This is a genomic window from Clostridium sp. TJA085 (genome assembly GCF_058310235.1).
The window spans coordinates 1,259,308-1,286,058 of record NZ_JBZEEZ010000001.1 but is presented as its reverse complement, the minus strand read 5'-3'; the positions used below and the strand labels follow the sequence as shown (position 1 = coordinate 1,286,058).

The 26,751-nt window shown below is 26.9% G+C and carries 26 protein-coding genes; 25 read left to right on the top strand and 1 reads right to left on the bottom strand.

The window, feature by feature from the left end:
• The first annotated feature begins 5 nt into the window (after window positions 1–5).
• From mglA to AC4FQW_RS06425, 24 genes are all read left to right on the top strand, one after another.
• Window positions 6–1,505 (top strand): galactose/methyl galactoside ABC transporter ATP-binding protein MglA, encoded by a 1,500-nt coding sequence (mglA, locus tag AC4FQW_RS06540; protein ID WP_303129435.1) that lies wholly within the window; start codon window positions 6–8, stop codon window positions 1,503–1,505.
• Between the two features lie 15 nt (window positions 1,506–1,520).
• Complete coding sequence (gene mglC, locus AC4FQW_RS06535; protein ID WP_491147978.1) at window positions 1,521–2,552, top strand: galactose/methyl galactoside ABC transporter permease MglC; 1,032 nt, start codon at window positions 1,521–1,523, stop codon at window positions 2,550–2,552.
• 14 nt (window positions 2,553–2,566) lie between these two features.
• Window positions 2,567–2,746 (top strand): hypothetical protein, encoded by a 180-nt coding sequence (locus AC4FQW_RS06530; RefSeq protein WP_303130890.1) that lies wholly within the window; start codon window positions 2,567–2,569, stop codon window positions 2,744–2,746.
• 154 nt (window positions 2,747–2,900) lie between these two features.
• Entirely contained in the window at window positions 2,901–4,502 is a 1,602-nt protein-coding gene (locus AC4FQW_RS06525; RefSeq protein ID WP_303130888.1) for a response regulator, read from the top strand.
• A 9-nt stretch (window positions 4,503–4,511) separates the two neighbouring features.
• Window positions 4,512–6,323: a sensor histidine kinase gene (locus tag AC4FQW_RS06520; RefSeq protein ID WP_491147975.1), complete on the top strand. Its 1,812-nt coding sequence runs from the start codon at window positions 4,512–4,514 to the stop codon at window positions 6,321–6,323.
• Complete coding sequence (locus tag AC4FQW_RS06515) at window positions 6,310–7,296, top strand: substrate-binding domain-containing protein (RefSeq protein ID WP_303130885.1); 987 nt, start codon at window positions 6,310–6,312, stop codon at window positions 7,294–7,296. The genes AC4FQW_RS06520 and AC4FQW_RS06515 overlap by 14 nt, the downstream gene beginning before the upstream one ends.
• Window positions 7,297–7,318: 22 nt before the next feature.
• Window positions 7,319–8,353, top strand: a complete 1,035-nt coding sequence (locus AC4FQW_RS06510; RefSeq protein ID WP_491147973.1) for a galactose ABC transporter substrate-binding protein — start codon at window positions 7,319–7,321, stop codon at window positions 8,351–8,353.
• A gap of 87 nt (window positions 8,354–8,440) precedes the next feature.
• On the top strand, window positions 8,441–9,187 hold the full coding sequence (locus AC4FQW_RS06505; protein ID WP_491147971.1) for a peptidoglycan DD-metalloendopeptidase family protein: 747 nt from the start codon (window positions 8,441–8,443) through the stop codon (window positions 9,185–9,187).
• An 8-nt stretch (window positions 9,188–9,195) separates the two neighbouring features.
• Window positions 9,196–10,065 carry a site-2 protease family protein gene (locus AC4FQW_RS06500; RefSeq protein ID WP_491147969.1) on the top strand — a complete coding sequence of 290 codons (870 nt, stop codon included), beginning with the start codon at window positions 9,196–9,198 and terminating at the stop codon, window positions 10,063–10,065.
• A gap of 119 nt (window positions 10,066–10,184) precedes the next feature.
• Window positions 10,185–10,508, top strand: a complete 324-nt coding sequence (locus AC4FQW_RS06495) for a hypothetical protein (protein WP_491147967.1) — start codon at window positions 10,185–10,187, stop codon at window positions 10,506–10,508.
• A 77-nt stretch (window positions 10,509–10,585) separates the two neighbouring features.
• Window positions 10,586–11,122 carry a MutS-related protein gene (locus AC4FQW_RS06490; RefSeq protein WP_491147965.1) on the top strand — a complete coding sequence of 179 codons (537 nt, stop codon included), beginning with the start codon at window positions 10,586–10,588 and terminating at the stop codon, window positions 11,120–11,122.
• A 231-nt stretch (window positions 11,123–11,353) separates the two neighbouring features.
• Window positions 11,354–13,210, top strand: coding sequence for a sulfatase-like hydrolase/transferase (locus tag AC4FQW_RS06485; RefSeq protein WP_491147963.1), 1,857 nt, complete (start codon window positions 11,354–11,356; stop codon window positions 13,208–13,210).
• Between the two features lie 215 nt (window positions 13,211–13,425).
• A complete protein-coding gene (locus tag AC4FQW_RS06480) occupies window positions 13,426–15,291 on the top strand; it encodes a TIGR03960 family B12-binding radical SAM protein (protein ID WP_303131025.1) in 1,866 nt (621 codons plus the stop codon).
• Window positions 15,266–15,967 carry a TIGR03936 family radical SAM-associated protein gene (locus tag AC4FQW_RS06475; protein WP_491148167.1) on the top strand — a complete coding sequence of 234 codons (702 nt, stop codon included), beginning with the start codon at window positions 15,266–15,268 and terminating at the stop codon, window positions 15,965–15,967. Before AC4FQW_RS06480 ends, AC4FQW_RS06475 begins: the two co-directional genes overlap by 26 nt.
• Before the next feature lie 12 nt (window positions 15,968–15,979).
• Complete coding sequence (locus AC4FQW_RS06470) at window positions 15,980–17,428, top strand: Rne/Rng family ribonuclease (protein WP_491147961.1); 1,449 nt, start codon at window positions 15,980–15,982, stop codon at window positions 17,426–17,428.
• A gap of 363 nt (window positions 17,429–17,791) precedes the next feature.
• Window positions 17,792–18,103 carry a 50S ribosomal protein L21 gene (gene rplU, locus AC4FQW_RS06465; protein WP_024613332.1) on the top strand — a complete coding sequence of 104 codons (312 nt, stop codon included), beginning with the start codon at window positions 17,792–17,794 and terminating at the stop codon, window positions 18,101–18,103.
• A gap of 4 nt (window positions 18,104–18,107) precedes the next feature.
• The gene (locus tag AC4FQW_RS06460) at window positions 18,108–18,494 is read left to right on the top strand and encodes a ribosomal-processing cysteine protease Prp (protein WP_303129907.1); all 387 of its coding nucleotides are present in this window, start codon (window positions 18,108–18,110) and stop codon (window positions 18,492–18,494) included.
• A 4-nt stretch (window positions 18,495–18,498) separates the two neighbouring features.
• Complete coding sequence (gene rpmA, locus AC4FQW_RS06455) at window positions 18,499–18,798, top strand: 50S ribosomal protein L27 (protein ID WP_024613334.1); 300 nt, start codon at window positions 18,499–18,501, stop codon at window positions 18,796–18,798.
• Window positions 18,799–19,046: 248 nt separating this feature from the next.
• Complete coding sequence (gene obgE, locus AC4FQW_RS06450) at window positions 19,047–20,333, top strand: GTPase ObgE (protein WP_303129909.1); 1,287 nt, start codon at window positions 19,047–19,049, stop codon at window positions 20,331–20,333.
• Window positions 20,334–20,344: 11 nt separating this feature from the next.
• On the top strand, window positions 20,345–20,656 hold the full coding sequence (locus tag AC4FQW_RS06445; RefSeq protein WP_303129901.1) for a YhbY family RNA-binding protein: 312 nt from the start codon (window positions 20,345–20,347) through the stop codon (window positions 20,654–20,656).
• Window positions 20,656–21,261: a nicotinate-nucleotide adenylyltransferase gene (gene nadD / locus AC4FQW_RS06440; RefSeq protein WP_491147957.1), complete on the top strand. Its 606-nt coding sequence runs from the start codon at window positions 20,656–20,658 to the stop codon at window positions 21,259–21,261. The genes AC4FQW_RS06445 and nadD overlap by 1 nt, the downstream gene beginning before the upstream one ends.
• Before the next feature lies 1 nt (window position 21,262).
• Window positions 21,263–21,829, top strand: a complete 567-nt coding sequence (gene yqeK, locus AC4FQW_RS06435) for a bis(5'-nucleosyl)-tetraphosphatase (symmetrical) YqeK (RefSeq protein WP_491147955.1) — start codon at window positions 21,263–21,265, stop codon at window positions 21,827–21,829.
• A gap of 27 nt (window positions 21,830–21,856) precedes the next feature.
• Entirely contained in the window at window positions 21,857–23,296 is a 1,440-nt protein-coding gene (locus tag AC4FQW_RS06430) for an LCP family protein (RefSeq protein ID WP_303129894.1), read from the top strand.
• A 30-nt stretch (window positions 23,297–23,326) separates the two neighbouring features.
• On the top strand, window positions 23,327–24,235 hold the full coding sequence (locus AC4FQW_RS06425) for an RluA family pseudouridine synthase (RefSeq protein WP_303129892.1): 909 nt from the start codon (window positions 23,327–23,329) through the stop codon (window positions 24,233–24,235).
• Between the two features lie 249 nt (window positions 24,236–24,484).
• Here AC4FQW_RS06425 and AC4FQW_RS06420 read toward each other — a convergent pair whose 3' ends face one another.
• Window positions 24,485–25,780: a serine hydrolase gene (locus AC4FQW_RS06420; RefSeq protein ID WP_491147953.1), complete on the bottom strand. Its 1,296-nt coding sequence runs from the start codon at window positions 25,778–25,780 to the stop codon at window positions 24,485–24,487.
• A gap of 125 nt (window positions 25,781–25,905) precedes the next feature.
• Between AC4FQW_RS06420 and AC4FQW_RS06415 the strand changes: the two genes are divergently transcribed.
• Complete coding sequence (locus tag AC4FQW_RS06415) at window positions 25,906–26,667, top strand: helix-hairpin-helix domain-containing protein (RefSeq protein WP_491147951.1); 762 nt, start codon at window positions 25,906–25,908, stop codon at window positions 26,665–26,667.
• Window positions 26,668–26,751: the final 84 nt, after the last annotated feature.

Genomic DNA, 26,751 nt, shown 5'->3' with positions numbered 1-26,751 from the left:
GGGTTATGGAAAAAGCAAAGTATATATTAGAGATGACAAACATATGCAAAAGCTTTCCAGGAGTAAAGGCTTTAGATAATGTACAACTTAAAGTAAGGCCAGGAACTGTACATGCTCTAATGGGGGAAAATGGAGCAGGTAAATCAACCTTAATGAAGTGTTTATTCGGTGTTTATATAGAGGATGAAGGTAAAATATTAATAGATGGAAAAGAGTGTAAGTTTTCAAATCCAAAACAAGCTATGGAGAATGGTGTATCAATGGTTCACCAAGAGTTAAATCAAGTTCTTCAAAGAGATGTAATGGATAATATTTGGCTTGGAAGATATCCTGGAAAAGGTGGTTTTGTAAGTCAAAAAATAATGTATGAAGAAACTAAGAAAATATTTGATGATTTAGGAATAGATGTGGATCCAAGAATAAAAATGGCGAAACTTTCAGTATCACAAAGACAAATGGTTGAAATTGCAAAGGCAGCTTCTTATAATGCAAAAATATTAGTTCTTGATGAGCCAACATCATCATTAACTCAAGAAGAAGTTGATCATCTTTTTGAAATTATAAATAAATTAAGAAAAAAAGGATGCGGAATTATTTATATATCTCATAAAATGGAGGAAATACTTCAAATATCCGATGATGTAACTATAATGAGAGATGGAAAGTGGATAGATACTATACCAGCTAAAAATTTGACAACAGATAAAATAATAAAACTTATGGTCGGTCGTGATTTAACAAATCGTTTTCCACCAAAGACTAACGAGCCAAGTGAGGTTATATTAGAAGTTAAAAATCTAACTGGTACTTATCAACCTTCTATAATAGATGCTTCTTTTGAGCTTAGGAAGGGTGAAATTTTAGGTGTAGCAGGACTTGTAGGTTCTAAGAGAACAGAACTTCTTGAGACAATATTTGGAATAGCTCATCATAATGAAGGGGAAATTATTTTAAATGGAAAGAAAGTTAACAACAAGGATTCTAGAACAGCTATAAAAAATGGTTTTGCATTATTAACTGAAGAACGTAGAGCAAATGGAATCTTTGGAGGACTTGATATAAAGTTTAATGCTACTATTGCTAACATAGATAATTATAGTAAAAGTGGTGTCCTTAATAATAAGCAAATGACAGATGATACTAAATGGGTTATTGATAGTATGAGAGTTAAAACTCCTAATCAAAAAACTCAAATTAGAACTTTATCTGGTGGTAACCAACAAAAGGTAATTATAGGAAGATGGCTATTAACTAATCCTGAAATACTTTTATTAGATGAACCTACTAGAGGTATAGATGTTGGTGCCAAATATGAAATATATCAGCTAATTATAGACTTAGCTAATAAAGGAAAAGGAATAATAGTTGTTTCTTCTGAAATGCCAGAACTTCTTGGTATTTGCGATAGAATACTTGTTATGTCAAACGGAAGAATCGCAGGAATAGAAGATACAGAAAAACTTAATCAAGAAAAGATTATGGAACTTGCAGCTAAGTATATTTAAAGTGGGGTGGAATTTATGGAGAACGTTAAAAATAATAATTTTAATAAAGAAAAATTTAAAACCTTTATGGTTAATTATGCTTTATATATAGTACTTGCAATGATGATTATATTCTTTGTAATAAAAGAACCATCATTCTTATCATTTAAAAATCTTACTAACATATTAAGTCAAGCATCAACTCGTGGTATATTAGCACTTGGAGTTGCAGGTCTTATAGTATTACAAGGAACTGACCTTTCAGCAGGACGTATTTTAGGATTTACTGCAATAATCTCAGCTTCTTTACTACAGTCTGCAACATATACATCAAGAATGTATCCTGATTTACCAGTACTACCATTAGTAGTTCCACTTATTCTTGCAATAATAATTGGAGGTATATTTGGAGCAATAAATGGTTTTGGTGTGGCCAAGCTTAAAGTTCATGCATTTATAATAACTCTTGGAACTCAACTTATTGCATATGGTGCTTCTTGTTTATATATAGATAGACCACCACTAGGGGCTCAACCAGTAGCTAACTTAGATCAAAGATATGTAAATATAGTAACTGGTTCATTAAAACTTGGACCGATAGAAATACCTTATTTAATATTTTATTTAGCAATAATTGCTTTAATAATGTGGTTTATTTGGAATAAAACAAAGCTTGGTAAAAACATGTTTGCTATAGGTGGAAATCCAGAGGCAGCTGCTGTATCAGGAGTTAACTTAGCTAAAAATATAATGATTATATTTATAATATCAGGTATGCTTTATGGTATCGCAGGATTTTTAGAAGCTGCAAGAGCAGGTTCAACAACTACAAGTACAGGTTTTAACTATGAACTTGATGCAATATCAGCATGTGTTGTTGGAGGAGTTTCATTTACAGGTGGAGTTGGAACAATTCCTGGAGTTTTAATAGGAACAGTTTTACTTCAAGTTATAAATTATGGATTAAACTTTATAGGAGTTAATGCGTATTGGCAATTTATAATTAGAGGATTAATTATAATAGTTGCAGTATCCCTTGATGTAAGAAAATACTTATCTAAAAAATAATTGAGGTGTATTATATGGAAAATGGAAAAGCTATAGATGAAAATTTAGAAAATAAAGTTGAAGAAAAACCTAAACAAAATCTTAGAGACTCAATATATAAAAACATTGATATACCTTTAAAAACTATGGATAAGTTTATAACTATATTATTAGTATTACTTGCCATTGCGTTATTTTTTGGAATAGCAACTTAAAATAAGAAATTTAAGCTATATTACAATTTTATTTGTGATATGGCTTTTTTCTTTATAAATATTGAATATTGATGTATTTATGATATAATGAAATAATCTAAATTAGGAATAATTTGTATTTTAAAACAATTTATACAAAAGTATGGGGTGGGGTATGAATTTATATAAGGTACTAATAGTTGATGATGAAGAAGAAATTCGTCAAGGAATTATAAAGAAAATTGATTGGGAAACTTATGGATTTAAAATTGTTGGAGATGCTGAAAATGGAGAAGATGCATTGGAAAAAGCAGAAAAACTACAACCTGATATTGTAATGACAGATATTAAAATGCCATTTATGAATGGTTTAGAACTTGGAGAAAAGTTAAAGGACTTAATGCCTTCTACTAAGATAATAATTTTTTCAGGGTCAGATGATTTTGAATATGCTAAAAAAGCAATAAAAATTAATGCCTTAGGTTATGTATTAAAGCCTATAAATTCAATGGAATTAATTGAGGTTTTAAAAAAGCTTAAAAAACAAATAGATGAAGAATATAATGAGAAGAAAAATATAGAAAATTTAAAGAAATATTATGAGGAAAGTTTACCGTTATTTAAAGAGAAGTTTTTAGTTGGAGCAATAGAAGGAAGAGTAAAGTTTAAAACTTGGAAGGAAGAAGCAAAAAAGATAGGGTTGGAATTTGACTTTCCCTTTAATGTTATAGGTGTTATTCATTGTGATAACTATATTGGTAATGAGAAAGATAATATATTTGAAGAAGAATTTAAATACATATCAATTAAAAATATATGTGATGATATTATAAAAGATTACTGTGAATATGAAAGTTTTATTTATTCAGGTTTAGTTGTAGTAATTGGAAAACTTAGTTCTAAAGAAGATGTTTATAAGTTTATTAAAGGTATAAATGAAGTGTGTAGTAGGTCTGAACGTATTATGGATATGAAGGTATCAGCAGGTATTGGAAATGTATGTAATGACTTTGAGCAAATTAGATTTTCTTATAAAGAAGCGAAAAATGCACTTCATTATAGAATAATACTTGGAACGGGAAAAGGAATATATATAGAAGATGTTGAACCAGATAATGGGGTTAATATTCAATTTGATGAAAATGATGAAAGAACTTTAATAAATACAATAAAGATAAAATCTTCTAAAGATATAGAGTTTATAGTAAATAATTTATTTAAGAAACTAGAAGAATTGCTATTGCCATTTAATCATTACAATATTTATTTAATAGAAATAACAACAGGATTATTAAAGCTTGTTAAAGCATATAACTTAAATATAGATGAAGTATTTGGAGAAAATTTTAATTGTTATAGTCATTTAGAAAAGTTTGAATCAATAGAAAGTGTAAAGAAGTGGTTTATAGAAAAATCTATAACTATAAATAATCTTATAAAAAGAGAAAGAGTTGATTCATCTAAATTACTTATAGAAAAAGCAAAGCAATATATACATGATAATTATAGCGATAGTGAAATATCAGTCGAAAATCTTTGTAAACATTTGCATGTAAGTCCTACGTACTTTTCAACTATATTTAAAAAAGAAACAAAAACTAGCTTTGTAAATTATTTAACATCAGTACGTTTAGAACAAGCTGTAAATCTTTTAAATACAACGGATTATAAGTCATATATTATAGCTGAAAAGGTTGGATATCCTGAAGCAAATTATTTTAGTTATGTATTTAAAAAACAATATGGAGTACCTCCATCTAAATATAGAAATAGGTAGGTACAAAATATGAGGTTTAAACATTTAAGCTTAAAAAACTTTTTTAGAAATAAAAGTTTAAAATATATAATATCTATTTCTTTTACTATAATAATGATTTTAGCAATAATTACATTAGGACAAGTATTATATATTAAATTTGTAAAAATAAATGAAGAGATTATATCTAAAAACAATAAGGCAATTGTAAATCAAGTTAATTTAAATTTAGATAGTTACTTAAGAAATATAATGAGAATATCTGATGGAATGTATTATAACATAATAAAAAAATCAGATTTAAATGTAGATAATATAGATAAAGAAATGAATTTAATATATGAAACAAATAAAGATTTTCTTGTAAGTATAACGCTTTTTTCAAAGTATGGAGAAGTAATAAATGGATATCCTTTAAAGGAAGTAAAAAATACAGTAGATACAAGACAAGAAGATTGGTTTATAAATGCTATAAACAAAAAAGAAAATTTACATTTTTCAACTCCACATGTTCAAAATATATTTATTGATTCAAGTAATAAATATAGATGGGTTGTATCTTTAAGTAGGGCAGTAGAATTAAATTTTGATGGTGAAATAAGTCAGGGAGTTCTTCTTGTTGATATGAACTTTAGTGGTATTGAACAAATATTTAAAAATATTGATATTAGTAAATCTGGATATGTTTATCTTATGAATGGAAAAGGAGAGATTATATATCATCCTAGGCAACAACTTATATATTCAGATTTAATAAATGAAAATAATAATATAGCAAAAAAATATGAAGATGGAACTATAAAAGAAAAGTTTAATGGTGAAAATAGATTAGTTACCGTAAAAACTGTTGGATATACTGGATGGAAGATAGTTGCAGTTACTCCTGTTACTGATATTATAGATAGTTATAGTCATATGAAGATATTTACTATATTTATACTTTTCTTTGGAATATTAGTTTTAACTATTATAAATATAGTAGTATCATCACGTATTACTAATCCTATAATAAGACTTGAAAGAAAAGTTAAAAAGTTTGAAGAAGGAGTTAGAAATATTGACTTTTCAACTGAAATAGGTTCTTATGAGGTAAAGCATCTTGGAAAAGCTATAAATTCTATGGTTGAACAGATGGATTTACTTATGAAAAATATTGTAAAGGAACAAGAAATTAAAAGGAAAACAGAACTGGATGCACTTCAAGCTCAAATAAACCCTCATTTTTTATATAATACTTTAGATTCTATAGTTTGGATGATAGAAAGTGAAAGATATGATGGTGCAACTACTATGGTTACAGCCTTAGCAAGATTTTTTAGAATAAGTTTAAGTAAAGGAAGAAATATTATAACTTTAAGAGATGAACTTTTACATGTTGAAAATTATTTAACCATACAAAATATACGTTATAAGAATAAATTTAATTATAGAATTGAAGTAGATGAGGAGATATTAGATTGTGCAAGTATAAAACTTATAGTACAACCCTTGGTTGAAAATGCAATATATCATGGTATGGAGTTTATGGATGGAGATGGTGAAATTTTAGTTAAGGCTTATAAAAATAATGGAAATATAAGCATAGATGTAATAGACAATGGACTTGGAATGCCAGAGGAAATAGTTAAGACATTACTTAAAGGAGATAAAAAAAGAAAAGGAAAAGGGTCAGGCGTTGGATTAAGAAATGTAAATGAAAGATTAAAGCTATATTTTGGTAAGGAATATGGCTTGGAGATATTTAGTGAACCTGATGAAGGAACAACTATAAGAATAAATATTCCAATTATAGATTATAAAAGTTATGAAAAAAGAGAGGAATTTAAAGATGATGAAAATTAATAAAAAAAGGTTAGTTATATTTTTATTAACATTATTTATTATATTCTCTACACTAATTTTAAATTATTTAATTGGAATGAACGATAATGATAAAATTTTAAAAATATCATATATAAGTATGGAAGATAAGAGTGAAAATTTAAAATTTATAACTCAGGGAATTGAGCAAGCTGAAAAAGATATGAAAGCTAAAGTTAACGTATGCGTTTTAACTGATGAGAATAAAATAGAAAATCAAAGGAATTTATTAAGAAAAGAAATAAAAAATGGTGCAGATTTTATAATAATATCACCTATAGATTATAAAGAACTTTCGAAGGATATAGAAGAAGCAAATAAAATTGTCCCTATTATATTGATGGATTCTAAGGTTGAATCTAATAAAAAAATGTCTAATATTTCAGTGGATAATTATAGTATTGGTAAAGCTTTAGCAGAGGAAATAATTAAAAATGGAAATACTAGAAGCATTATAGGGATTGTTGAAAAAGATATTAATTGTAGTAGTTTATATGAAATTAAGTCTGGATTTATGGATGAAATTAAATATAGCAAAAACAAATGTATAGATTTAAGAATTAATGGTAGTAAGGAAAGTTATTATAAACAAATAGGAAGTCAAATAAAAGATAATAATGTAGATGTATTAGTATCTTTTAGTTCAGATATTTTAGAGATAATATCGAAAATTAAAGAGGATAAGTATTATATTAAAAATAAGAATAAAGATGTTGAAATATACGGAGTTGGAAGAAGTGATAAAATATTAAGCTATGTTGAAAATGAAATAATAGATGCAGCCATAATAAAAAATGATTTTAATGCAGGATATTTAGCAGTGGAGATTGCAACAGATAAAGTTAGAAATACACGCAAAAATAGAAAAGAAGCAAAGATAGATTTCTTAGTAATAAATAAGAGGAATATGTATTCGGAAAAGAATCAGAAATTGATTTTTCCTTTTATTGGTTAAATAAGTTTTTGTGGAGGTTGGTATGAAAAAAGGGTTAAAAAGTTTATTGTTAATAGTTTCATCAATTGCTTTTTCTAGTGCTTTAATAGGATGCAATGAAAAGTCTTCAATTTCAAATAATAAGTTAAATGAAATAAAGTTTGGAGTAAGTATATATGAAAAGTCAGATATATTTATATCAAAAATAATTGAGAGTTTAGAAGATGGGTTAAGTAAAAAAGAAGATATAAATAATTTGAAATTTGATTTAACGGTAGTTGATGCGGGGAGAAATCAATATAACCAAAATGAGCAAGTAGATGAATTTATAGCAGAAGGAGTAGATGTTCTTTGTATAAATTTAGTTGATAGAAGATCCGCTTCATCTATAATAAATAAAGCAAAAACAGCTAATATTCCTGTAATATTTTTTAATAGAGAACCTGTAGAAGAAGATATGAATATGTGGGATAAAATTTATTATGTTGGTGCAAAGGCAGAACAATCAGGAATAATGCAAGCTGATATAGTTCTTGATATTTATAAGAAAAATTGTAGGAAAGTAGATAAAAATGGTGATGGGAAAATACAATATTTAATGCTTGAAGGAGAAGCAGGACATCAAGATAGTACAATAAGAACAGAATATTGCATAAATAGATTAAAAGATAAAGGTGTTAAAGTAGAAAAATTAGATAGTGATGTAGCTAATTGGAGTAGAGAACTTGGAATGAAGAAAATGGGAGAATGGATAGATAAATATAAAAATATAGAAGTAGTTTTTTGCAATAATGATGAAATGGCATTAGGTGCAATTGATGCAATGAAAAAATCTAATTTTAAAAGATTTCCTATAGTTGTAGGTGTTGATGGAATAGATGATGCTTTGCAAGAAATTAAGAAAGGTAATATGACAGGAACTGTATTAAGTGATGCGAAAAAGCAAGGAGAAGGTATATTAAATATAGCTTTAGAATTAGTTTTAAATAGAGATTCAAAAATACTAAATAGGAAATATACAAGAGAGAGCCATATGAAAGTAACGAAAGAAAATTTAAGTGAATTTATAAAAGAATAGTTTATAATTTGATGAAATTATAGAAGTTTCATAAATTTTATATCTCATAAATATAATTAAATATATAGCAATATAGGAGATATAAAAATGGGAGATTACAGAGAATTATATAGAAGATATTATAATGGGATTGAGAATGAAGATATAGGAAATGATTATAGTTATGATGTGGAAAGTATAAGGTCAAAAGGCAGAAATAGAAGTAACTATAGCTATTCAGGAAGAAATTATAATTATAAAAAAAATAAAGGTGGTACATTAAAGGTTATAACAATTCAAAGTGTTGGAGCAATTTCATTAGTATGTTTAATTTCGGCATTTAAATATTTACCAAATACTGAAATTAATAAAATATACTCAAAGGCTAAAGCGGTTGTTTCTTATAATCAAAATTTTAAAGAATTAGAAACTGTTGAAGTTTTTAATAAAATAAAAGATAAGTTAGAAGATGTAGTTGTTTATAATGAAGATAATAAAAAAGTAAGTTTTATACCTCCTTTAATAGGTAATATAGAAAGTTATAAAGACGGTATAATAATAAAAAATAATACAAAGAAAGATGTATTTGCAGCCTTAGATGGAGAAGTTAAAAAGGTTGAATTAAGTGGAGAAAAAGCAAATATAATTATAGATCATAAAAATGGATATGAAACATATTATGAAAATATAACTAAGCCTTTAGTTAAAGAAAAAGATAAAATAGAAGTTGGAGAATGTATAGGAAGCAACACTAAAGTTTCAGATAAAAATTATGAAATAAAATTTAAGGTAAGTTATATGGGAAAATTGAAAAATGCACAAGACTATATTAAATTTATAGAGGATAATGCGTAAGTTTAGGTATGATTAAAGATAATATGAAAAGATCATATACTTTAATGATTATAGAGGTTATAGTTTTATTACTTGCCATTAGTTTTGAAAGTAAAACTTTAGTTGCAGTTGTTTCAATTTTAATACATGAATTTACACATATATTAGTAGGAAATAAATTAGGATGCAAACTTTATAATATTAAATTTAGTTTAACAGGTGCAAATGCACAATTATCAGATTTAGATGATTTGATAGATAAAGATAAAGTATTACTTTATTTAAGTGGACCAATGTCAAATTTAATTATTTCTATAATAATGTATATATTATATAAGCTTACCAATATACAAATATTTGAAGTTGTATCTGGAATTAATATGTGGCTTTGTATATTTAATTTAATACCAGCTTATCCTTTAGATGGTGCAAGAATATTAGAAATTATAATATCAAATAAAAGTTCTTATTTAAAGGGAAAGAAAATAACTTCAATAATAAGTTATATAGTATCATTTATTTTGCTAGGGTTATTTTTAACTTTAATATTTGTAAATAAAATAAACATAAGCATACTTTTCATATTATTATTAATAATTTATTCTACTGTATTAGAAAAAAAGTGGACAATGTATATTGTTATGGGAGATATTATAAAAAAAAGAAGAAGGCTTGAAAAGTATGATTTTATGGAGAATAAATCTATATCTGTTTTTTATAAAAATGGATTGTTAGATTTAATGAGATTAGTAGATAGGAATAAGTTTAATACTTTTTATATATTAGATGAAGAACTTAAGCTTATTTCAATACTTCACGAAGATGAGCTTTTGGAGGCTCTTAAAACATATGGAAATATAACTTTAGAAGAATATAATGAAATGAAAAGCTCCTTATAAAAAGGGGCTTCTTTTATTTTAATTTAATAAAATGTTATTTTTTCTAAATTAACTAAATTATGTTACAATATTTATAAAATATATTTTGTATAAAATTAAGTTTTAAAATGAGGTATAATATGCAGTTTATAGTAGCAAGTATAATTACAATTTCAATATTTTGTTTATCTTTTGCTACAAGTGATGCCTTGGCATTTAATGAAGTACTTAGTCTTTTCTTTTTACGTGAAGTTAGAACTTTTGAGAGAATAAATAAAACTTTATATAAAAATATTAATGAATTGAAAAAGCTATATGATTATGTAGGAGAGATAGATAGCTTAATAGCTGTAGCATCTTTTAGAATAGCTATTAATGAGTATTATACTCCTAGTTTTAACTTAAATGGAAATAAAGAAATAAATTTTAAAGATATTTATCACCCATTAATTAATGAACTGTAAAAAATAGTTTAGATGTAAATAAATCTTTATTAATTACTGGATCTAATGCATCAGGTAAATCTACATTTTTAAGAACTTTGGCAATTAATGTTTTATTTGCTCAAACTATATACACAGTTTTTGCGAAGAAGTATATTAGCTCTTTTATGAAGTTATATACTTCTATGGCTTTAAAAGACAATATTATAAACAATGAAAGTTACTATATGGTTGAGATAAAATCTTTAAAAAGAATATTAGATAATATTAATGAAAATATACCAGTTTTGTGTTTTGTTGATGAGATATTAAGGGGAACTAATACCATTGAAAGAATTTCAGCATCATCAGAAATATTAAATCATTTAAGTCAAGAGAACTGCCTATGTGTAGCAGCTACTCATGATATAGAACTTACATATATATTGAAAAACAGCTTTTTAAATTGTCATTTTCAAGAAAAGGTTAAAGATAATAATATAATCTTTGACTATAAATTATATAAAGGAAAATCAATCACTAGAAATGCAATTAAAATACTATCTATTATAGGATATGATGAAGGGATTATTGAAAAAGCAGAAAAACGTGCAAATTTTTTTGAGGTTAATAATTATTGGCAAGAGATTAAGTAATTTAACTTGAAAGGCTGGAAAAACGAACATATAAAATAATTTTATAAAAATATAAAATATATAGTATATTACATATTTTATTTAATTAATAATATAAATATTTATATTAAAATTCATTTAATATTATAAAAAAATGTGGTAATATGATGACATGTGAAAATTTTTAAATATATTTGAATTATCTAGAAATTTTTGCTAAATAAAATAAGTTGAATTTTTAGGGGGAAATATATGCAAATACTAAGTTATGTAATTGCTGGAGTTTTACTAGCTCTAACAGATTATTTTTTATTTGAAAAAAATAAAAATATTATGTCTGTTATAAAGAAATTATTATCTTACATTATATTATTTAATATAGTTTCTTTAAGTATTTTAAAGTTTGTTTTTAATAAACCTAATGTTCTTAAAGGTTCTTTATATGGAGGAGCTTTTTTCTTTAAATATGTTATTTTTACATTAGTTTTAGGAATAATATATTTATTTATAAAAGGAATATTAAATTCAAATGTTGATTTTGAGTTATCAAAAGACAAAAGCAATTGGAAGATTAGAACAATAAAAATATTATCAGTTATATTCTTAGGAATAGGAGCATTTTTTGTATTCTTTTCTAAGTGGTTTATTGATTATTTTGGTAACATTACACCAGAGCAGTTCTTATTTAATTTAAATTCACCACTTAAAGGTACAAGTACTGATATGTATAGAGAAATATTCATGACACCGGTATTCTCAGTTGTATCAACTATAGTAATATTTTCAATTATAATAAACTTTCATTATGACATATGGATAAAAGTGAAAAATAATAACATAAAATTATTAAGCCAAAAAGCTTTAAGAATAATAACTTTTATAGTTTCTATAATTTGTCTTGTTGGTGGAGTAACATATGGAGCAAAGAAATTAAGTTTAGATAAAGTTTATAAAGCTTATGTTTCAGATACTCCTTATATTAAAGATAATTACGTTGATCCACGTAATGTAAAAATGTCTTTCCCAGCAAAAAAGAGAAATTTAATCCACATTTATTTAGAATCAGTTGAAAACTCATATTTATCTAAAGAATTAGGTGGAAATATGAAAGTTAACTTAATGCCAGAACTTACTCAGTTATCAAAAGAAGGTATTAGTTTTTCACATTCTGATAAATTTGGAGGCCCTTATCAAACATATGGTTCAAGTTGGTCTGTAGCATCTATGATTAACATGAGTATGGGACTTCCATTAAAAATACCTATGGGTGGAAATTCATACGGAAAATCAGGTAGTTTCTTACCAGGTGCTATTAGTATAGGGGATATATTAGAAGCGCAAGGATATGAGCAAACAATAATGTTTGGTGCAGATGCTGACTTTGGAGGTTTAACTACTTTCTTTACTACACATGGTAATTTCAATATTTTTGACCATAAGGCAGCAATTGAAAAGAAATTAATCCCAAAAGACTATAATGTTTGGTGGGGATATGAAGATGATAAATTATATGAGTATGCAAAAAATGAGATAACACGTTTATCTAAAACTGGAAAGCCATTTAACTTTACAATGGAAACAGCAGATACTCACTTCCCAGATGGATATCTATCTAAAAAAGCAAGTAAAAAGTATGATTCACAATATGCAAATGTTATTGCTTATTCAACAAAAGAAGCTGTTAATTTTATAAAATGGATTCAAAAACAACCATTCTATAAAGATACAACTATAGTAGTAACAGGGGATCACTTAAGTATGGATAAAAAGTTCTTTAAAGATTTTGATAAATCATATCATAGAACAATATTTAACTTAATACTTAATCCAGCAACAACTACTAAGAATACTAAAAATAGACAATTCTCACCAGTTGATATGTATCCAACTATTTTAGCTAGTATGGGTGTGCAAGTTGAAGGAGATAGATTAGGATTAGGAACAAACCTTTTCTCAAATAAACCAACTTTAATTGAAAGAGATGGATTAAAAGTTGTAGGAGAAGGTTTTGAAGGTAAAAGTAATTTCTTTAACAATACATTTGTTTCAGAAAAGATGAATAGTAATTTTGAAAACACATTAGTAACTCAAAGAAAGAGTGATAAATAATTTTAAGAGCATCGTTTTATTCGATGCTCTTTTAAATTTATTTAGAAAAATTTTTTGGAATTAATTTAATACTTATAAGAGATTTATCCATTAATTTATTAGTAGAACTAAATTTTAATTTATGCTAGAATATAGGGATGTATACAGAAAGATAAGTGGAAAACAACTTAATTAATAATCTGTATATAGAGTAATTTTTAGGAGGATGTAATTAAATGAATAGAATTTCAGATAACATCTTATGTAGAGTTGAAAAACCAACTAGATATGTTGGTGGAGAACTTAATCAAGTTATTAAAAATCCAGAAGAAGTAGATATTAGATTTGCTTTTTGTTTTCCAGATGTTTATGAAGTAGGAATGTCTCACTTAGGTACAAGAATACTTTATCATACTATAAATGAAAGAAAAGATACATATTGCGAAAGAGTATTTGCGCCATGGCCAGACATGGAAGAAGAAATGAGAAAAAATAATGTTTCTCTATACGCTTTAGAAACTAAAGATTCTTTAGATAAATTTGATATATTAGGTTTTACATTACAATACGAAATGAGTTATACAAATATACTAAATATGCTTGATATGTCAGGAATAACTTTAAGAGCATCAGAAAGAGGAGAAGATGAGCCAATAGTTATGGCTGGAGGTCCTTGTGCTTATAATCCAGAACCTTTATATGACATAGTTGATTTCTTTGAACTTGGTGAAGGCGAAGAAATGATGAATGATGTACTTGATGTATATAAAAAATATAAAGGCAAGGGTAAGAAAAAAGAATTTTTAAGAGAAATATCAAAAATAAGAGGAATATATGTACCTTCATTATATAATGTAACTTACAATGAAGATGGAACTATAAAAGAATTTAAGCCTAAATATGATGATGTTCCACAAGTTGTTAAAAAGAGAATAATAACTAACTTTGATAAGGTTGATTTCCCAATAGAGGATATGATTGTTCCTTATACAGAAGTTGTTCACGATAGAATAGTTTTAGAGACTGCAAGAGGATGTACAAACGGATGTAGATTCTGTCAAGCAGGTATGATTTATAGACCTGTTAGAGAAAAAACTAGAGAAACTTTATTAGAACAAGCAAGACAATTGGTTAAAACAACTGGTTATCAAGAAATATCACTTGCTTCATTAAGTATATGTGACCATTCAGATATTGAAGGTCTTATACACGGATTAATGGAAGAACATAGTGAAAATAAAGTTGGGATATCACTTCCTTCAATAAGAGTTGATGCTTTCTCTGTTGATCTTATAAAGGAAATTCAAAAGGTAAGAAAAACAGGATTAACTTTTGCACCAGAAGCAGGCTCTCAAAGAATGAGAGATGTAATAAATAAAGGATTAACAGAAGAGAGAATACTTGAAGCTACAAAAAGTGCTTTTGAAAATGGATGGAGTACAATTAAACTTTATTTCATTATAGGACTTCCATATGAAAAAATAGAAGACTGTGAGGCAATTGGTGAGCTTGCAGAAAAAATGGTAGAGAAATATTATGAAATTCCAAAGAACGTTAGAAAGAAAGGGCTTAGAATTACAGTAAGTACTTCAATACTTGTACCAAAGCCATTTACACCATTCCAATGGGCACCTATGGAAAGAATGGAAGAAGTAACAGAAAAAATAAAGGCTGTTAAAGGATCAATAAAATCAAGAGCTATAACATATAACTATCATGCGCAAAAGACTTCATATATGGAAGCTGTATTTGCAAGAGGAGATAGAAAACTATGTGATGTTTTAATTAAGGCTTTTGAAAAAGGATGTAGATTTGATGGATGGTCAGAATACTTTAATTTTGATGCTTGGCTTGAAGCATTAGCAGAGTGTAATGTTGATGGAGACTTCTATGCTTATAGAGAAAGAAGTTATGATGAAATATTACCTTGGGACTTCATTGATATTGGTGTTAATAGATCATACTTAGTTAATGAAAATGAAAAAGCTAAGAGAGTTGAACTTACACAAAACTGTAGAAAAGGATGTACAGGATGTGGAATTAACGTTAACTTTAAAGAAGGGAAGTGTTTTGAAGGTGCGATATCTAATAAAGTTCACTAAAGAAGCAGATATAAAATTTGTAGCTCATTTAGATTTAATGAGAACAATACAAAGAATAATAAGAAGATCAGGTCTTCCAATAGAATATTCAAAGGGATTTAATCCTCATATGACTCTTTCAATAGCACAACCACTTTCAGTTGGAGTATATTCAGAAGGGGAGTATATGGATATAGTTCTAAAAGAAGAACTTGATACAGAAGAAGTTTTAAATAAATTAAATGAAAGAACAGCAAGTGGAATTAAATTTTTAAAAGCTATAAAAATTCCATTAATACCAAATGAAAAAAAAGTTCCTCAATCAATGGCACTTGTTGATGGGGCTAGATATACAGTTAAAATAGAATATAGTGATACATCAAAATTTGAAGAAGAAATGAAAAATCTTCTAGAGAAAAAAGATTGGGTAATGACAAAAAGAACTAAGAAAGGTCAAAGTGAAGTTGATATAAAACCGTTAGTTCATGAATTAAAATATTGGGTTAAAGATAATGAAGTAGTACTAAACATATTAATAAGCTCAGGAAGTAGAGTTCATTTATCACCAGATCTTTTAGTTAAACTTATAAAAGAAAATACAAGTAATTGTAATGATGAAGCTTTCGTTCAAATAAAGAGAGAAGAAATGTACTTGCTTAAAGATGACGTTTTAGTACCTCTTTATAAATGTATATAGGAAGTGGAAGTTATGAGAGAAATTTTTGTTGAAAGAAGAGAGAATTCTTTAAGGGTTGCTGTAAAAGATAATAAACAATTGGAAGAATGTTTTATAGAAGAAAAAAGTAAAGAGCCTTCCTTTGGTGAAATATACAAAGGAAGAGTTAAAAATATAGTTCCTGCTATAAATTCAATATTTGTTGATTTAGGATTTGAAAGAGAAGGATATATGTATTTTAGTGAGGAACTTAAAAAACAAGGAATAAAAAAAGGTGATGAACTTTTAGTAGAAGTACTAAAAGAGCCTTTAAATGAAAAAGGTGCTAAGGTAACAAATAAATTTAGTATACCAGGTAAATATTTAGTATTTAATTATGGTGAAAGTGGTATATCATTCTCAAAAAGATTTAATGATGAAGTTAAGAAAACACTTATACTTGCAGAAATTGAAGAAGTTCCAGGAGTTAATATAGTTATTAGAACTGAAGGCGCTAATGTACCTATAGAAATACTTAAGAAAGAAAGGGATAAGCTTAAAGATATATTAGATAATATGAATAGAAAGCTTAACTTTAGTACAGAAATTTCAAAGGTATATGGGGAAGATGCATTATTAAATAAAGTTCTAAGAGACAATATAACAAAAGGTAATATAAAAATATATGTTGATAACAAAGAAGATGAAGCTTTAGCTAATAACTTTATTGATGGAGAAAAAGATATAGAAGTTATATTATATAAAGGTTTTAGAGGACTATTTGATTATTATAATATAGAGAAAGAAATACTAAAACTTAGACATAATAAAGTTAAGTTAAATTGTGGTGGAAATATAGTTATTGAAAAAACAGAAGCTATGTATGTTATTGATGTAAATAGTGGAAAGAATATAAAAGAGAGAAACTTAAATAAAACAATACTTCAAACTAATTTAGAAGCAGCAAAGGAAATTGGAAAGCAAATACTTCTTAGAAATTTAAGTGGGATAATAGTTATTGATTTTATAGATATGAGAGACCCAAAACAAAGAATTCAAGTTATGAGAGCTATTAAAGATGCTTTGAAAGCTGATAAAGGTAATAGTAAAATTTATCCTTTTACAGAGCTTGATTTAGTTCAAATAACAAGAAAACGTAGAGGAAAAAGTATTTATGATTCAATAGAAGAAGCATGTCCAAGATGTAAAGGTAGTGGAAATATATTGAAGTTATCTTATATAGAAGACTTAATAAGAAATGATATATTAAAAGCAGTAGAAGAAAATACTATAGAAAGTTTCTTTATAGAAATTGATAGTAATTATAAAGAGGCAGTAAGTGGAGATATGGTAAGTTTCCTTAAAAATATAGATGGATTAGATAAAGAAATATTCTTAAAGTTTTCAGAAGGAATAGAAGGCTACAAAATAGAGCCTATAATATTTCAAAGTCAAAAGAATACTTTAGAAGATTATAAAATAAAAGGAATAGAAAGATATTAATAAGATTTATATATTTAAATAAAAATATTTTAAGATTGTAATTTATATTTCTAACTTTTTATTTGTAATTATATTTATTTAGTATAAACTTTAAATTATTTAAATTTTTAAAGCTTAATTTAAAGTTTAAAGCCGATTAATATAGTTATATAATTTTTTTATGAAAATGAATAATATCTAAAAATATATTTATAAATTAGTAGTAATTTATTACTATTTACAATAAATTATAAATTAATATTGACAATGACAAATAGGTATGTTAACTTTAATTAGTAAACCGCTCACGATAGGGTTTTTTGTCAAACAAAGAATTATATCTTTGTACCCGTAGTGGCGAGACCGTTATGAGGAGGTGTTTTAATGTACGCAGTAGTATTAACTGGAGGAAAACAATACAGAGTTCAAGAGGGAGACGTATTATTCGTTGAAAAATTAAACGCTGAAGTTGACTCACAAGTTGAATTAACAGAAGTATTAGCTGTTTCTAATGGAGAAACTTTAACAGTTGGAAAGCCAATGGTTGAAGGAGCTAAAGTTGTTGCTAAAGTTGTAGCACAAGGAAAAGCTAAGAAAATTACAGTATTCAAGTATAAGGCTAAAAAGGACTACAGAAGAAAGAATGGTCACAGACAACCTTACACTAAATTAGTTATCGAAAAGATCGAAGCATAGTCAAATGATTAGTGCAAAGATTTTAAGAAAAAAAGATAATATAATAGGTTTCATTATAGATAGTCATGCAATGCCAGAAGACAGAGATTTTAATAATGATGTTTTATTGGTAGGAGAAGCTTTTGATATGGTTTGTAACTCAGTTTCAGTCTTATCACAAAGTGTTCTTATAGGTATAGATGAAGTTTTAAAGCTTAACTGTACATATGAAATGGCTGATGGATACCTTAAATTAGACTTAACTGATTTTTCGGAAGAAGAATTAAAGCAGTCTCAGGTTTTACTTAAAACTTTCGAGAAGAGTCTAGAAAGTGTAATTTTTAGCTTGGATGAAATGTTTGGAATTAATAAACGTAGAGAATATATAAATTTATTAAAAGAGGAGGTGTAGTGACATGATGATAATGAACCTTCAATTATTTGCCCACAAAAAAGGGGTAGGTAGCTCAAAGAACGGTAGAGATTCTGAGTCAAAAAGACTTGGTGTTAAATCAGCAGACGGAGAATTCGTTTTAGCTGGAAACATCATCGTTAGACAAAGAGGAACTAAAATCCACCCAGGAAACAATGTTGGAAAGGGTAAGGATGATACTCTATTCGCTAAAATCGATGGAGTTGTTAGATTCGAAAGAATGGGAAGAGACAAGAAGAAAGCTTCTGTTTACCCAATGAACGTAGAAGTAATAGCTGAATAATAGTTATTAATATAAAGCACCCATGAATTTGGGTGCTTTTTAAATATAAAAAAAGATTTTTAAAATGTATTTGTAATCTTTTTTTGTTTATATATAACGGTATTATGATATAATTAAGAAAATATTTTATTTGAATATATTTAATTTATTATCTATGGAAATAATACTAAGAGGAATATAAATTTTTTGCAGATATATTTTAAATTTAAAAAATAAATTTTCACAAAAGGAGAGGTGAAATTATGAGCATGTTTATAGATAAAGCCAAGGTCTTTATTAAATCTGGTAAAGGTGGAGACGGTAATGTTTCATTTAGAAGAGAAAAATACGTTCCACTTGGTGGTCCAGATGGTGGAGATGGTGGTAGAGGCGGAAGTATTATCTTTAAAGTTGATACAGGAATCACTACATTAATGGATTTTAAATATAAGAGAAAATTCGTAGCAGAGCCAGGAGAAAATGGTGGAGGATCAAAATGTTACGGAAAAGATGGAAATGATCTTTATATAAGAGTACCTTTAGGTACAATTATAAGAGAAGCTGAAAGTAATAAGATTATATGTGATCTTTCAGAAAAAGACGATGAATATGTTGTATTAAGAGGTGGAAAGGGTGGTAAAGGAAACTGTAAGTTCTGTACACCTACAAGACAGGCACCAACATTTGCTGAGCCTGGAATGCCTGGAGAAGAAATGAACATAATCTTAGAGCTTAAATTACTTGCAGATGTTGGTCTTTTAGGATTTCCTAATGTAGGAAAGTCAACATTCTTATCAATGACAACAAAAGCAAAACCAAAGATAGCAAATTATCACTTTACAACATTAAAGCCAAATCTTGGGGTTGTTGCAGCTGAAGGTGTAGAACCATTTGTTATGGCTGATATTCCAGGAATTATTGAAGGAGCAAGTGAAGGTGTTGGTCTTGGTCTTGAATTCTTAAGACATATAGAAAGAACAAGATTATTAGTTCATGTTGTGGATCTTTCAGGAATTGAAGGAAGAGATCCTTTTGAAGATTTCTTAAAGATAAACGAAGAACTTAAAAAATATTCTGTTAAACTTTGGGATAGACCTCAAATAGTAGTTGCAAATAAAATTGATCTTGTATTTGAAGAAGGTGTATTTGAGGAATTTGAAAGAAAAGTTAAAGAATTAGGATTTGATAAAGTATACAAAATGTCAGCAGCAACTAGAGAAGGTGTTGATGAAGTAATTAAAGAATGTGCAAGAATGCTTAAAGAAATTCCTATAACAGGACTTGAAATTTCAGAAGATGAAAGATATGTACCAGATGAAAAGAGATTTACTTATGATGTTAGAGTCGAAGAAGGTGACGAATTCGATACTTACTATGTATTTGGAAGTTTCGTAGATAGACTTTTAAGTGCAGTTAATGTAAATGATGCTGATTCATTAAGATACTTCCATAAAGTATTAAAGAATAAGGGAGTATTAGATAAGTTAAGAGAAATGGGAATCAAAGATGGTGACATGGTAAATCTTAACGACTTTGAATTTGAATATATACTATAGGAGGATTTTAGATGTTAATAGGAAAACAAAGAGCTTACTTAAGAGGGTTAGCTAATGATATGCAACCTATATTTCAAATTGGTAAAAATGGAATAGAGGAAACTTTTTTAAATCAAGTAAGAGATGCTTTAGAAAAAAGAGAACTTATTAAAATAAAAGTTTTAGAAAATAGTGGGCTTGAAGCTAGAGAAGCTTCAGATTATATATGTGAAAAGTTAAAATGTGAAGGTGTTCAAGCGATTGGAAGTAAGATAGTTTTATATAAAAGATCATCAAAAAATCCAAAAATAGAAATACCAAGAAAAGCTAAAAATAGAAAGTAATGAAGAAGTATGGGATTATAGGAGGAACCTTTGATCCTATCCATAATGCTCATCTTTACATAGCTTATGAGGCTAAGAAGAGATTAAACTTAGATAAAATAATATTTATACCAAATGGAAGTCCCCCACACAAGCTAAATAAGAAGGTAACGGGGGCTTCTTTGAGGTATGAAATGGTAAAGGAAGCTATAAAAGATTTTGAGGATTTTGAGGTTTCAGATTATGAAATAGAAAAAGAAGAATTAAGTTATACTTATAAAACTTTAGAGTATTTTAATAAGGATAATGTTGAGTTATACTTTATAACGGGAGCAGATTGTCTTGTAAGCTTACATAAGTGGAAAAATGTAACTGAAATATTTTCTTTATGTAATTTTGTTGTATTTACAAGACCAGGATTTAAAGAATCAGATTTAAAAAAGGAAAAAGAATTAGCAGAGAAGAAATATAATGGAGAAATTATATTTTTAAATGTACTTGATTTAGAAATATCTTCAACAGAAATAAGAAAAAGAATAGAAAATGGGGATAGAGTAGATTTTTTTGTACCAGAAAGGGTAATGAAAGTTATTGAAAGAGAAAAGCTTTATTATAAGGAGAAGTAATATGGATTTTAGTTATATTTATGATTACTTAAAGGAAAATTTAAAACCTAAAAGATATATGCACACTTTAGGTGTTGTATCTACAGCTAAAAAATTAGCTGAGTTAAATGGTGTAGATGAGTATAAAGCAGAAGAAGCTGCGCTTTTTCATGATATTGGAAAGAATTTATCAAAAGAAGAATTATCAAAAATTATTGAAGATAATAATATAGAATTAACGTTAACAGAGAAAAAAACACCAGAGCTTTGGCATGGAATAGTGTCTAGAATAATTGCCAAAGAAAAGTTTAATATAGATGATGAAGAAGTACTTGAAGCTATGAGATGGCATACTACAGGTAAAGAAAATATGAGTAAACTTGAAAAGATTATTTATATTGCAGATATGATTGAACCTTCAAGAACTTATGATGGAGTAGATAAAATCAGAAGTGAAGTTTTAAAGGATTTAGATAGTGGAGTTCTTATGGGGATGGAACACACTATAAAATATTTACTAAGTAATGGCCAACTTATAGATATAAATACTATTAAAGCAAGAAATTATTTAGTTATGAATAAACTTTAACTTAAAATTATATTGGGGGGAACTAAAGTGGCAGATGATAGGAAAAATGTAGATCCTAGAAGAAGAAAAAGGATGGCAGAAAGAGAAGAAGTTATTAGGAGAAGACGTTCTAACAGAGAACAGGAGTTAAGAAGAGGGAGATCAATTCCTGCAAATGATGCAAGAAGAAGAGTTGATGATGGAGTAATTTCAAGAAAAAAACCTCAAAAGAATCAAAGGTTAAAGGATAAGCCTTCTAAGAAACCTAAAAGAAAGAAAAAAATTACTTTTAAAAGAATAATAGGAATAATAATTGCTGCTATACTTCTAATTACATTAGTCACTGGCGTTAGGATTGCAATGCTTTTAGATAAAGTAAGCACAGATAATATAATAAAACCTAATCCAGTTCCAATGAATCAAACTGTAAATATTTTAGTTCTTGGATTAGATGTTGGAGATGTTAATAATCCAAATGATGAATCAATAAAAAGAACAGATACTATGATGCTTATAAATTTTAATCCACAAACAAAAAAAGTAAATATAGTATCTATACCTAGAGATACTATGATTTATATAAATGGACGTAGGTGGAAGATAAATGCAGCTTACCCTATAGGGGGAGATGAAAGAGTAATTAAAGAAGTACAAGATATTTTATCCGTTAATGTAAATTATTTAGTTAAGGTTAATTATGCAGCATTTAGAGATTTTATTGATGCAATAGGTGGAGTTGATATGAAAATAAAATATGATATGGACTACACTGATAAATCTCAAAATTTACGTATAAAATTTAAAAAAGGAACTGAAGAACATTTAGATGGTAAAAGGGCTGAAGAGTTCTTTAGATGGAGAAAAAATAATGATGGAACAGGGCTTCCAAATGGAGATATAGATAGAATAAAAAATCAACATGAATTTTTAGCTCAAGTTGTTAAGAAGTGTGCAACTCCGGCTATAATATTTAAAATGCCTAAAATACTTAAGGTAATGGAAACAAATATTGAAACAAATATGCCAGGAACTACTATATTCAAATATGCATTGAAGCTTATGACATTAAAAGCAGGAAATATAAATATGACTACAATAAAGGGAACTCCACAAATGATTTCAGGTCAGTCATACTTTGTATTTAATAAACAAGCTAATCAGCAACTTATAAATTCTTTAAATTCAAATGGCGATAGTGGTCCAATATCACCTCAAGATGTAAGGATTAAAGTATTAAATGGTACAAAAATAAGTGGATTAGCTGCAACTTATAAAGTTCAACTTAACCAATTAGGATATACTAATGTTGATACTGGAAATACTAATCTTGTAAAGCAAAGTGTTGTTATGGTTAATAATGATAATATAAAATCTGAGCTTCAAAAGAAGTTTACAGCTATAAATAAAATTGAATCTATAGATTCAAGATATGAAGAACCAGGATATGATGTAATAATTGTACTTGGAGACGATGCTAAAAATTATTAAAGGTTAAACCTAGGAGGATTTTAGGGATAGATGAATACCTTAGAGAAATGTGTAACATCAAAAGATAATGGTGTGAATATAAGAGATTTTTTAAAAGATGAACTTGGATTATCTTCAAGACTTATAAGAAGATCAGCAAGAGAAAAAAGAATTTTTGTAAATGATGAAGCTGTAAAGATGAGTTTTAATCTTTCTGAAGGTGATAAAGTTAAAATAAATTTGGATAGAGAAGAAAGTCAAGATATAGTACCAGAAAAAATGGATTTAGATATTGTTTATGAAGATCAAGATATCTTAGTAATAAATAAAAGACCTTTTATGGTAGTTCATCCAACTAAGACATATCAATCTGGAACATTAGCAAATGGAGTAATTAATTACTTTAAAGAAACAGGTCAAGGATGTATTGTAAGACTTGTAAGCAGACTTGATATGAATACATCAGGGCTCATTGTAATAGGTAAAAATCAATATGCACATATGGCTTTATCAAAGGATATGAAAGAAAATAAAATGCAAAAGCGATATCTTGCTATAGTTCATGGAAATCTTAAAGAAAAGGAAGGTACTATAGACCTTCCTATATATAGACCAGAAAAAGAAGATGGCTTTAGCAGTATAAAGAGAGTTGTTGATGAAAGAGGTCAAAGAAGCATAACTCACTATAAAGTATTAGAAAGTTTTAATGGTGGAGATTTAGTTGAATGTCTTTTAGAAACAGGAAGAACTCATCAAATTAGAGTTCATTTATCAAGTTTAGGTCATCCTATATATGGAGATTTTCTTTATGGAGATGGAGATAATGAGTTAGATCTTATAAATAGGCAAGCACTTCATGCATATGGATTAGACTTTGAATCTCCAAGAAATAAGAAACCTTTAAGTCTTAGGGCTGAAATGCCAGATGATTTTAAAGAGCTTATAGAAAAGATAAAATAATATTATTTTAAGTTAATCTGTATTTAGTATAAATCTAAAAGGTTCATTATTTAAAATAATTTCAATTAAAATTATTTTATCTTAATTTATAATAATAAAGTTCTGAATTTTGAATATTTAATAATAGAAGAATATATGATTAAATAAAAATAACACCTAATAAGAGTAGTCAATCTTATTAGGTGTTATTTATCTATATAATTATTTATAAAATAAAAATTAAGGTATTTAAATTTTTGTTTTATAAAGTTATCTTTTTCTATTTCTTATATGTTTCCACTTTTTTTCAAAAGCTAATTTTTTTCTTTTCTTTTTAACATATATAATTCTTAAAATTAGTAAAACTAATATTGTTAAAGTAATAGATAAAGGAATTATAATAATTTTATTTCTATTAAAAAGCTCAGTAATTGCTATTTTAAAATTATATTCTCTATCTATTCCACTTAATAAATTAACTTTAGTTAATAAATGACCATCAACAAGTATATCAGCAGTTGTGATTGTTTCACCTAATTTTAATGGTTTTCTTTTTATATTTTTAGGTAATTCGTATTGTAAAGTAGTATTTACCTTATTAATTTCTGAATTTGGAGCAGAGATTAATATATCTCTATCTATGTATATAGGTAAATTCATATTATTATTTAGTTTTATATTTTCTATATTTTGATTTTTTTTGTATAAACTAATTTCTGTAAAATTATTAAAACCATAATCTAAAAGGTTTGCCATGTCTTCAAAGTTTTTATTTTTATCTTCAGCCTTTAAGAAAGTTGCGATTAAAGTTCTATTATCTTTTTGTGCTGATATTACAAAAGTATGTCTTGCTACATCTGTATAACCACTTTTACCAGCAAGGGCATATTTATAATAATATTTTGAGTTTTTATTTATTAAGTGATTATGATTATTTGCCCATCTCTTTTCTTTATCTAAGTTACTTGGTGGAAGTTCTACTGATATTTTTCTAGATATATTAATGTAATCAGGATTTTTAATTGCTTCTTTTAATATTAGAGCTAAATCATAAGCTGTTGATACATGTTTATCATTTGGTAAACCACTTGGATTCTCAAAATTTGAATCATTGCAACCAAGAGCTTTTGCTTTTTCATTCATCATTTTTACAAAATTACTAGTTGTTCCTCCAACATATTCAGCTAAAGCTTCTGCGCAATCATTTCCTGATTCTAATAGAAGTCCTGTTAAAAGAGTTTCTACAGTAAATTTTTCACCTTCTTTTAATCCGATTGAGCTTCCATCAGCAAATGGTGGGTTTTTACCAACTGTAACTACATCCGTTAACTTAGCATTATCCAAAACAACCAAAGCTGTTAAAACCTTTGTTGTTGATGCAGGAAATTGCTTTTTATTAGCTTCTTTTGAATATAATACTTGCCCTGTCTTAGCATCCATAAGAAGTGCTGATTCTGCATTTAAATTTGGAGGTTTTTCTTCAGCAAATGCATTAATAGTAAAAACATTAAGTGAAATCAATGCTAAAAATAAAAATCTACATATAATTTTAAATGTGTTTTTCATAATTTCTCCTTGTCTTTAAATTTATGAGAATATTGTAACAAAAAAAATATTCTTAATCCACAATTTTGGAATAATTTGTTTCTAGAATGTGAATAATTAGAAAAAAATGTTATTAAGGTGATTATATGAAATTAGATAAGAGAACTTTAGGTTTAATAAGTTTAGCAATTATAATAGGTGGATTTTCTTTGTTTTCATATATAAATGGAGGTAGAGAAGATTTAAATGGTAATAAAGGTCATGAAGAAATGTTTGTAGATGAAGAAGCAAAGGACGTAAGTAAAAGTGATAATAAAAGTGAAATTTCTGAAGTTTTTAAAGATAATGAGAAAGCAAAAGATAATAATGTAGATAATGAGGAAATTTCATTAAAAGATAGAAGCATTGCTGTAGATATAAAAGGAGAAGTTATAAACCAAGGAGTTTATTATCTCAATGAAGGAAGTATTGTTGAGGATTTAATAAAAAAGGCAGGTGGAGTAACAAAAAATGCTTCATTAGAATTTGTAAATAGAGCAGAAAAGCTTGAAAATAATAAGTGTGTAGTAATTCCAAGTAAGGAGGAAGTAAAGAAAATGAAAGAAGGTAATAATGATAATAGTGAGTCAGGGAAAGCTACTTTAGATAATAATATAATAAGTGGAAGTAACAATTCTACGGTTAATTCAGGTAAGAAAAGTAATTCAAAGGAAAATAGTAAGATAAATATAAATACTGCAAGTTTAGATGAACTTGATAATATAAATGGAATTGGACCTTCAAAGGCAAAAGCTATAATTGAATATAGGGAAGAAAATGGTGGATTTAAGTCTATAGAAGATATAAAAAATGTAAGTGGAATTGGTGAAGGAACATTTTTAAAAATAAAAGAATCTATAACGGTTTAGTATAAATATAGCTTTAAATTTTGAAATTCTTAAAGGATGATGTAAAATAGTTATATATAACCTTTAAGAAAGGGTGGTAAAGTT

Excerpts from the sequence above, each read along its gene's own strand:
- mglA (WP_303129435.1), top strand. The coding sequence starts at position 6 with ATGGAAAAAGCAAAGTATATATTAGAGATGACAAACATATGCAAAAGC.
- mglC (WP_491147978.1), top strand. The coding sequence starts at position 1,521 with ATGGAGAACGTTAAAAATAATAATTTTAATAAAGAAAAATTTAAAACC.
- AC4FQW_RS06530 (WP_303130890.1), top strand. The coding sequence starts at position 2,567 with ATGGAAAATGGAAAAGCTATAGATGAAAATTTAGAAAATAAAGTTGAA.
- AC4FQW_RS06525 (WP_303130888.1), top strand. The coding sequence starts at position 2,901 with ATGAATTTATATAAGGTACTAATAGTTGATGATGAAGAAGAAATTCGT.
- AC4FQW_RS06520 (WP_491147975.1), top strand. The coding sequence starts at position 4,512 with ATGAGGTTTAAACATTTAAGCTTAAAAAACTTTTTTAGAAATAAAAGT.
- AC4FQW_RS06515 (WP_303130885.1), top strand. The coding sequence starts at position 6,310 with ATGATGAAAATTAATAAAAAAAGGTTAGTTATATTTTTATTAACATTA.
- AC4FQW_RS06510 (WP_491147973.1), top strand. The coding sequence starts at position 7,319 with ATGAAAAAAGGGTTAAAAAGTTTATTGTTAATAGTTTCATCAATTGCT.
- AC4FQW_RS06505 (WP_491147971.1), top strand. The coding sequence starts at position 8,441 with ATGGGAGATTACAGAGAATTATATAGAAGATATTATAATGGGATTGAG.
- AC4FQW_RS06500 (WP_491147969.1), top strand. The coding sequence starts at position 9,196 with ATGATTAAAGATAATATGAAAAGATCATATACTTTAATGATTATAGAG.
- AC4FQW_RS06495 (WP_491147967.1), top strand. The coding sequence starts at position 10,185 with ATGCAGTTTATAGTAGCAAGTATAATTACAATTTCAATATTTTGTTTA.
- AC4FQW_RS06485 (WP_491147963.1), top strand. The coding sequence starts at position 11,354 with ATGCAAATACTAAGTTATGTAATTGCTGGAGTTTTACTAGCTCTAACA.
- AC4FQW_RS06480 (WP_303131025.1), top strand. The coding sequence starts at position 13,426 with ATGAATAGAATTTCAGATAACATCTTATGTAGAGTTGAAAAACCAACT.
- AC4FQW_RS06470 (WP_491147961.1), top strand. The coding sequence starts at position 15,980 with ATGAGAGAAATTTTTGTTGAAAGAAGAGAGAATTCTTTAAGGGTTGCT.
- rplU (WP_024613332.1), top strand. The coding sequence starts at position 17,792 with ATGTACGCAGTAGTATTAACTGGAGGAAAACAATACAGAGTTCAAGAG.
- AC4FQW_RS06460 (WP_303129907.1), top strand. The coding sequence starts at position 18,108 with ATGATTAGTGCAAAGATTTTAAGAAAAAAAGATAATATAATAGGTTTC.
- rpmA (WP_024613334.1), top strand. The coding sequence starts at position 18,499 with ATGATGATAATGAACCTTCAATTATTTGCCCACAAAAAAGGGGTAGGT.
- obgE (WP_303129909.1), top strand. The coding sequence starts at position 19,047 with ATGTTTATAGATAAAGCCAAGGTCTTTATTAAATCTGGTAAAGGTGGA.
- AC4FQW_RS06445 (WP_303129901.1), top strand. The coding sequence starts at position 20,345 with ATGTTAATAGGAAAACAAAGAGCTTACTTAAGAGGGTTAGCTAATGAT.
- nadD (WP_491147957.1), top strand. The coding sequence starts at position 20,656 with ATGAAGAAGTATGGGATTATAGGAGGAACCTTTGATCCTATCCATAAT.
- yqeK (WP_491147955.1), top strand. The coding sequence starts at position 21,263 with ATGGATTTTAGTTATATTTATGATTACTTAAAGGAAAATTTAAAACCT.
- AC4FQW_RS06425 (WP_303129892.1), top strand. The coding sequence starts at position 23,327 with ATGAATACCTTAGAGAAATGTGTAACATCAAAAGATAATGGTGTGAAT.
- AC4FQW_RS06420 (WP_491147953.1), bottom strand. The coding sequence starts at position 25,780 with ATGAAAAACACATTTAAAATTATATGTAGATTTTTATTTTTAGCATTG.
- AC4FQW_RS06415 (WP_491147951.1), top strand. The coding sequence starts at position 25,906 with ATGAAATTAGATAAGAGAACTTTAGGTTTAATAAGTTTAGCAATTATA.